Annotated in this window: 6 protein-coding genes and 1 tRNA gene; all 7 read right to left on the bottom strand. The window is 40.2% G+C overall.

Annotated elements, in window-relative coordinates; all coding sequences use genetic code 11:
• Window positions 1-394 precede the first annotated feature (394 nt).
• Entirely contained in the window at window positions 395-1,987 is a 1,593-nt protein-coding gene (locus B5E60_RS13340; RefSeq protein WP_162611653.1) for a DUF6119 family protein, read from the bottom strand.
• A 4-nt stretch (window positions 1,988-1,991) separates the two neighbouring features.
• Window positions 1,992-2,603, bottom strand: coding sequence for an RloB family protein (locus tag B5E60_RS13335; RefSeq protein WP_087312417.1), 612 nt, complete (start codon window positions 2,601-2,603; stop codon window positions 1,992-1,994).
• A gap of 1 nt (window position 2,604) precedes the next feature.
• Window positions 2,605-3,906, bottom strand: a complete 1,302-nt coding sequence (locus B5E60_RS13330; protein ID WP_087312415.1) for an AAA family ATPase — start codon at window positions 3,904-3,906, stop codon at window positions 2,605-2,607.
• Window positions 3,907-4,267: 361 nt separating this feature from the next.
• Window positions 4,268-5,431 (bottom strand): site-specific integrase, encoded by a 1,164-nt coding sequence (locus B5E60_RS13325; RefSeq protein ID WP_162611652.1) that lies wholly within the window; start codon window positions 5,429-5,431, stop codon window positions 4,268-4,270.
• A 182-nt stretch (window positions 5,432-5,613) separates the two neighbouring features.
• Window positions 5,614-5,686 (bottom strand) — tRNA-Phe (locus B5E60_RS13320).
• 191 nt (window positions 5,687-5,877) lie between these two features.
• Complete coding sequence (locus B5E60_RS13880; RefSeq protein WP_143260780.1) at window positions 5,878-6,291, bottom strand: hypothetical protein; 414 nt, start codon at window positions 6,289-6,291, stop codon at window positions 5,878-5,880.
• 197 nt (window positions 6,292-6,488) lie between these two features.
• On the bottom strand, window positions 6,489-6,872 hold the full coding sequence (locus B5E60_RS13315) for a hypothetical protein (protein ID WP_087312411.1): 384 nt from the start codon (window positions 6,870-6,872) through the stop codon (window positions 6,489-6,491).
• Window positions 6,873-7,068: the final 196 nt, after the last annotated feature.

Below are 7,068 nucleotides of genomic sequence, written 5' to 3'. Positions count from 1 at the left end.
ATCACTCCCAAGTAGTACAAACTAGGTCCGACTTGAGCCAACTTTATACAAGTTGGACCTAGTCGGACCTAATAGTAATATTCTCTGTCAAATCAATACGGTATTCACCGGTTGCTTACTTTAAAAACACGTTTTGTCAGATTTTTATTATCGACTATTTTGCTAACTCAGAATATTGCAAAAGATAAATTCGCTTATATCCCAATTTTGGATTTTACAAGCAATAATGATATTAATTGGAGCAAATCAATCCCGGAAATAGACCAACAACTCTACCTGAAATACCATCTAACTGATAAAGAAATAGCATTCATCGAGAAGATGATAAAGGCAATGTAAAAAATGAGGGCAAGTATCGCATCTTGCCCTCACTACATGCTTACTTGAAGCATAACTAATCTTCATTTAGTTGTTTCCTATCAATACTATCTTTAATTAGAAATACCGTCGTAGGAATCTTCATAAGTTTCAATGTCTTAACACACCTAAGAAGACTTATACGAGAAAATATTGGCAAAGCATCGGATTTCTTTTCTTTCTCCTTTTTTGTAATAATCCCATATGTTACATGATATCGATCATTGTCTATTTTTTCCTCCAAAGAAGGGTTATGCCCTACTAATTCTTTTAATTTATTTTTTGCTTCCGCATTTTGTCGTAAAAGTATCACAGAATTTACGCCTTGATTAAATAAGTGGCTTAAATAGGCCGAACGAGTTGATATCTTGTTGTGTATTAACTCTGCCATATTGTCTTTGACAGCGATTAAATCACATGGTTCTACATTGCGTTGCCCTTGAGGTGCAATAGAGCTTTTATCAAGGCAACGAACATTTTCTGGAGAACGACTTTCTACATCTCTGTTATACTCATCTTCTCTTTTTTGATTACATTCACATAGTATATCATGATTATCAACAAATATAGGATCCAATTCCGTTTTGAGTCGCTCAATAAAGTTTGTATCAATCTCATACCAATTGCCTTCACAAAGATGATACGTTTTATCATCATGTTTACAGTCGAACAACAGGGACTTATAAATCGAAAAGGCTTGTAATAAGTTCTCATTCTCATCTAATATACAGAGCGTATGTTTGCCAAATAATGAGACGTTATCAATATCTACATGGCACTCGTCAAGATATTCTCTATAATTTGAGATATCTACATCATCATATTCTTTAGAATATTTGGTTGCTCCACCATATTTTACCCTGAAATTCGTTGAATAGTCAACAATATCTGGGATTCCTAATGTAAGATCTGAGGATTCCTCTTGAAAAGCAGTCAAAAGTTGTTCCTTGAGGCAACTTGTCAAATCAGGATCTTTTATGGGAGTAATATTGTGTAAATCAGGAAACGCCACTTCATAGTCTCGCCGTGTATAAATTTCAAGCAAGCGGGAACACAATTCCGTTAATTCACCAGCTTCCCACGCCGTGGTAAATCTAAGGCTACTTGAGCCTGTTACATTACGTAATAAATCCTTATATTCCTCTTTTACAGCTCCAGTCAATCGTTTAACAATTGACTCATCAGTGTTAAAATCAAAATAAGTCAAACTGGAAGCACTTGGAATTTGAATGCGCTGCCTTTTAGCCGTCTCGGGCATCAATAAATCCGTTGATTTGATTTTTTCCGGATCTAATGTATTCAAGGTCGTTCTAATCCCGAACTCGTATTCATAAGAATTCTCTCTCAGATTATGATAACTTGCCCCAAATGTTAGAGCAAACCACCTATCTCTAACAGGCAAAAAAACAATTGCACTTACTGATGTTTGGCGTAAGTCTTGGCTTATTCCCCAATATTCTTTCCACCATGGCGATTTTGTTGGATTTTGTCCATAATACATTATTCCGTCTGCTGGAATGCTGGTGCCAGTTTCATTAAGAAGGGTTAAATGATGTCCATCCTTTAATGAGTTGTGTGCATTGAATCCATTTTTTAGAAGATAAACAGAAAAATTTCTACTCTTTGCCATATGATTATATGGATTTAATTTCATTTAATAACTCTATTACCTTATGTATCTCTGAATATGCCTTCAAATCCTCTGGAGATTCCTTGCAGAGTTGGCATAGCTTTTCGGAATTTGACATCGCTCGTTCCAAATCACCATTCTCTGTCAGATATTTGTAGAGGTTAGTGCGTATGAAATATCTTTTTGTTTTTTCATATCCCGGCATGTATTTCTGCAATTCAGGAAGCAGCTGCTCGTAACTCTCATATCGCCGACAAACTACATTAGGCAAGAAATGAAGCAAGAACCAAAATTCCGTACAAGGATTCGTTTCTACGAACATCACTTTTCCGGCATACTTCTTTGCATGATACTTTTTCTTTGCACGCTGATATGACTGCATTTCAGAGGGATACTGTAACAGTCTGTCCATATCAAACAAGCATACGATAAAATCATATTGTTTACTCAAATAGGATTCGACCAATTTCAGAATATGCTTGATGTCGCTATGCTGAGGAAAATCAGGTGCGACCTTGAAAGGATAACGACACGCAACCCTCAAAGAGTCAAAATAAAACCACTCCGTTTCTCCTTCGCCTATGATAGCAATACTTTTTGTTACTGTTCGCCCCATATCATTGGTCGTTTAAGTTAATGTATTGGCTGCCAAGGAACGGCAATTTTACTAACTTCCCTTGCTTGTAGGCATTGTAAGGGGAGAGATTTTTGTGCAATCCCAAAGAAGAAAGGCGCACTATTTGGGTCTCGCCCAATTCGTCTTTATCAGTGAACCATATTGTGTCACGTCGAATGAAATCTTCATTAAGCAGATTAATGTCATGCGTTGTCAGGAGCATTTGAGACGGCCTATTGCTGTTTGCTAAAAATACTTTCAGGAAATAAGCCAGCAGTTCGTAATGAATACTTGTCTCTACTTCGTCAATAGGCATAAACCGATTAGTCTTTAACAAGAAATTCAGAATCACTGCCATTCCCAAAAACCTCATCGTACCATTGGATTCGTATTCTTCAGACAAATCATACACTTTATCGCCTGCCTTATGCTTGAAAGTCAGCGCCGCGTTTGTGATTTTGCCCCTCCTTAGCATTTCGGCTTTGGCCTCTTTGTCAATAGGCGCATTCTGAATCAGTTGTTCCAATTCAGGGGTAATCAACTCTTCTTCTTCGTGCAACACCACATCTTCTATGTTGAAATCGGATGCTTTCAGGAAATTTAAAATGAACTTCTTCAAATCTCCTGTTTCGTCTTTATCCAATCGTGATTTGACATACCCAGAAAGCAACATGCCAGGAGCTAATACATCCTTTACATGGTTGGCAAAGTAATCGTACACATCATTTAACTTTGTCCGTTCCACATTGCTTTTGCCAAACGCGGCAAGCACACTGCAATTATTGATTGTATTCCCGGAAATTACTTCTTGGCTTTTCCGTGACATTTTCAGGCTTGAACCAAACTCAATGGATGTGGAATCTGTCGCGGCATCATAACTGCGATTATACAACTTGGTAGGGCGAATAGAATCATAAACGACCAATGCCTCGGAATGAATATACTTTGCATCTAATTCAAAACTAAGAATATATTTCGATTGGTTGATATAAAATACCATCGACATCTTTGTTGTTTCATTTCTTGAAGTATCGTCCAGCATGAAAGGAACAACTCCCGTTTTCTCATTCCGGTCTTTAGGCATTCTCAAAACCAACATTCTGAAGAACTCAATGGCATTTAATACATTAGTTTTACCGGAAGCGTTGGCACCATAGATGATGCCTACCTTCAGCAATCTAACCCCATCTTTAACCTCATACGAATATTCATCAGACATAAAAGTATCTGATGTGGGTTCAAAACTAATTTTTTGAGCCGATTTAATAGAGAAAAAGTTTTCAACCGAAAAGTTTGCTATCATACTTGTTGTATTTATCTTATTTGTGGCAAAGTTACAAATAAAATCCGATATACGAAAGTTATAAATTAAAATAGTGTAGAAAAATTACGGATATATAAATTAAAAACGCATTTCATGAATTTATATATTGCTAAAATTATGCAGGTAGATTAAGAGATTATTGATAGAAAGCCAAATGAAAGTTGGTATATGGTGCTGAGTTTCCCAAAAAATAGTTATCTTTGCCCTCAGCTAATCACCCCACTTCAAAGCGATGAAGAATATAGAAGTTAGCACGTTACAAATCCATTACCTGTCGCCCAAACAACGCATCGTAACTAATTAAAAGATAATGGGTTGTATTCAGAAAGAATAGTTGTTACTAAATCGTTACCTGTCGGCTGACAGATCTCTGTAAATATCTCTCATTCAGTGGATATATCTGAGACCAATGCCTACTCGTATGCGTGGTCAGATTCTTGCGGATCATGCAGATGTCGGCAATCTCCTTCAGATAGCTGTTCATCTTCTGGTTGCATGGAACGGGCAGCAATACGCCCTTTTTCCGGCAGGTGGGGTGGTCTGCATACTTGCGCAGAATCTCCTGCGGAATATCCAGCAGCGGGATGTTGCACATATTTTTTGTCTTCTGACGGGGTTTGCGAATCCATAGGTTCCCGTTGTTGTCGCGGACGATGTGCTCCGGGGCGAGCTGCTGCACGTCGATGAAGGCCAGCCCCGTGAAGGCGGCGAAGATGAAGACGTCGCGGACCAGCGTCAACCGCTCCAACGGAAACTCCTTGCGGTAGATGGTCTGCAGCTCGTCCATCGTCAGAAACTCCCGGACGACCTCCTTCTCGTGGAAACGAATTCCGAGGAAGGGGGCCTTCGCCATCCAGTCATTGGCGCGGGCCAGATTGGTAATCTTTTTCAGACACTTCATGTAGCGGATGACGGTATTCTGTTGGCATCCCTTCTCCGTATTCAGATAGAAGGCAAAGGCACGGACCAGCTCGCCGTTGACCTCCGCGAGGGGCAGATCCTCCTTCCCGTAACGCTGGCGGATCAACTCAGCCAGATAACGTCGGCAACTCTCGTAGCGACGGACCGTAATCAGCGCATAATCCGTCCCGACCAGCGCCCGGCACTGGTCGTTGTGCTCCTGCATGGTCTCCAACAGCGTGCGGACCTCTTCCGGCTTCTCCTGCCCGAAGAAGAGCTCCTGCAGCAGGTGAGCCGTGACGGGGCGGTTCTGCTGCTCCAGTTCGCAAAAGATTTGATACAATTTGATGCGGGCCTCCTCGATATAGGTGTTCAGGTCGCAGGCGCGACGGCTCTTGCCGCGGGCCGTCTCCTTGGCCTGGCTCCACAGGGCAGGGTCGATGCTCTTGCGGATGTTGTTCTCGACGCGCGTCCCGTTGACGGTGATGCGCATGCAGACGGAGGCCTCTCCGTTTTTCAGCAGCCTGGTCTTCTTGAGGAAGAAAAGACCGGGAGGATTGGTTCGACAAATGTAGGAACCTAGATCCGATTTGGCGTCATGCAAAATATTGCATTTCAGCGAGAAAAGCGCTAATTCGGTGGAGATAAATGGGGTGGTTTTCATCTCCACCGATTGCTCCACCAAAAGGTGCCGAAAACCGCTGTTTTTTGCGCTGCCGGGGAAAAGAGAAAACCCTGATTTCGTTTGGAAATCAGGGTTTTGCAACTTTTTGCTTCTCTTCAAAGTGGTACCACCAGGAATCGAACCGCCGACACAAGGATTTTCAGTCCTTTGCTCTACCAACTGAGCTATGGCACCATCCTGTATGAATATAGATGCTATTCAGTGATTTACGCATAGCCCGTTCGCCCCTTGTTTCTGTCTTTTCGTCGCGGTTTAAACAAGTTGTAAGGTTAATAAATAGAAGAAAAGGGACAAACTTTCGCAAAGGGGCATATTTGAGCTTCTTTGCAAAGTCTGTCCTCGGAAACTGTTAGATGTTTTTGTATTTATACAAACTGTTCCAAATATTTCTCGTTGAAGCCAGCCAGTGAAAAGCGGAACTCTTTCTTGGTTCCATTTTGTGCCGTATAGTTGAACACAATAGTATCACTGTGGATATGCGCTTCAAAAAGATTGAGCGGATATCCGATTGGTGGAATGGTAATTACATTCGGAAATTTTGCGATGTAGGGGCCTTGATTGGACTCTTGAGATGGTAGTGTAAAATTGAATCCTATTTGTAGAAGACCTCTTTTTAGAAAGGAGATTGTAACGGCTTGAGTAGTGTCTATATCGAGTTCAAGGAAGTAGTAGAACTCTATGGGTGTGGGATTATCTTTTCGGCGTCCTACAAAAAGACATATTCCATCAAGATCATAGGATATGGATTTGGCAGTATAGGAGATTTCAATATCATTCAATATCTCTGTGCCCGTTTGTCAATCTGTTATCGGTGTTTTTCTTTTCATTTTAGCTAAAATTTGTATTGTGATTAAATCTTTGATTATGATGTAAATATAGCTAAAATTTATGAATTATGCAAGTAATATAAAAGGACAGACTTGTGCAAAACGGTATAATATAGACCGTCTGCACAAGTCTGTCCTAAAAAATCGAATCAGCCGTTATTCTTCCACAAACAGCCTTTCTTGAATCTTTCTGCCAATATCACACAAATACTGCCCGATATATATAAGATGATTCGTGCCATTTGGCCAAATTTTTCTTGTTCATCTGACAACTTAAAATCGGCTCGTATCTGTTCATACGGTTTCCATTGTTTGTTTGTCAGATTCATATCGACGAGCGCAATACTGGTTGTAGTATTTTGGGGACTTTGCGTAAATTCTGCGTATTCAGACTCCCAAAGCATGTCGATTTTATGATGCAGTTCAGCTAACAAGGATTCTATCTTATTATCAGAAAGTGCTTGAGAAAAACACTCCCAACCGAATGCTACCAATAATAAAGATAGCCCTATAATTTGAAATTTCTTTGCCATATTTTTAATCTTTCTCCTGCCATGCAGAGACACAGCAGGAGAGATTGTGACATAAGTTTGTCAATTCAGACTATCAGAAATCATATCCGACAATTTGATCGGCATATCTTTTCCATACATCTGCAGTTTTATAATTATTTACAGATGCAGAGGGGACATAAAGAATAAAGTTGTCAGCTATAGAACTAAATGCCGT

Origin of the sequence: Alistipes sp. An116 (assembly GCF_002161005.1) — a bacterium.
GTDB classification, from domain to species: Bacteria; Bacteroidota; Bacteroidia; order Bacteroidales; family Rikenellaceae; genus Alistipes; species Alistipes megaguti.
Note: the sequence above shows the minus strand (reverse complement) of the source record. Positions and strands in the feature narration are given on the sequence as shown.

Bases quoted from the DNA above. Each gene is read 5' to 3' on its own strand.
- B5E60_RS13340 (WP_162611653.1), bottom strand. From the start codon at position 1,987: ATGGCAAAGAGTAGAAATTTTTCTGTTTATCTTCTAAAAAATGGATTC.
- B5E60_RS13335 (WP_087312417.1), bottom strand. From the start codon at position 2,603: ATGGGGCGAACAGTAACAAAAAGTATTGCTATCATAGGCGAAGGAGAA.
- B5E60_RS13330 (WP_087312415.1), bottom strand. From the start codon at position 3,906: ATGATAGCAAACTTTTCGGTTGAAAACTTTTTCTCTATTAAATCGGCT.
- B5E60_RS13315 (WP_087312411.1), bottom strand. From the start codon at position 6,872: ATGGCAAAGAAATTTCAAATTATAGGGCTATCTTTATTATTGGTAGCA.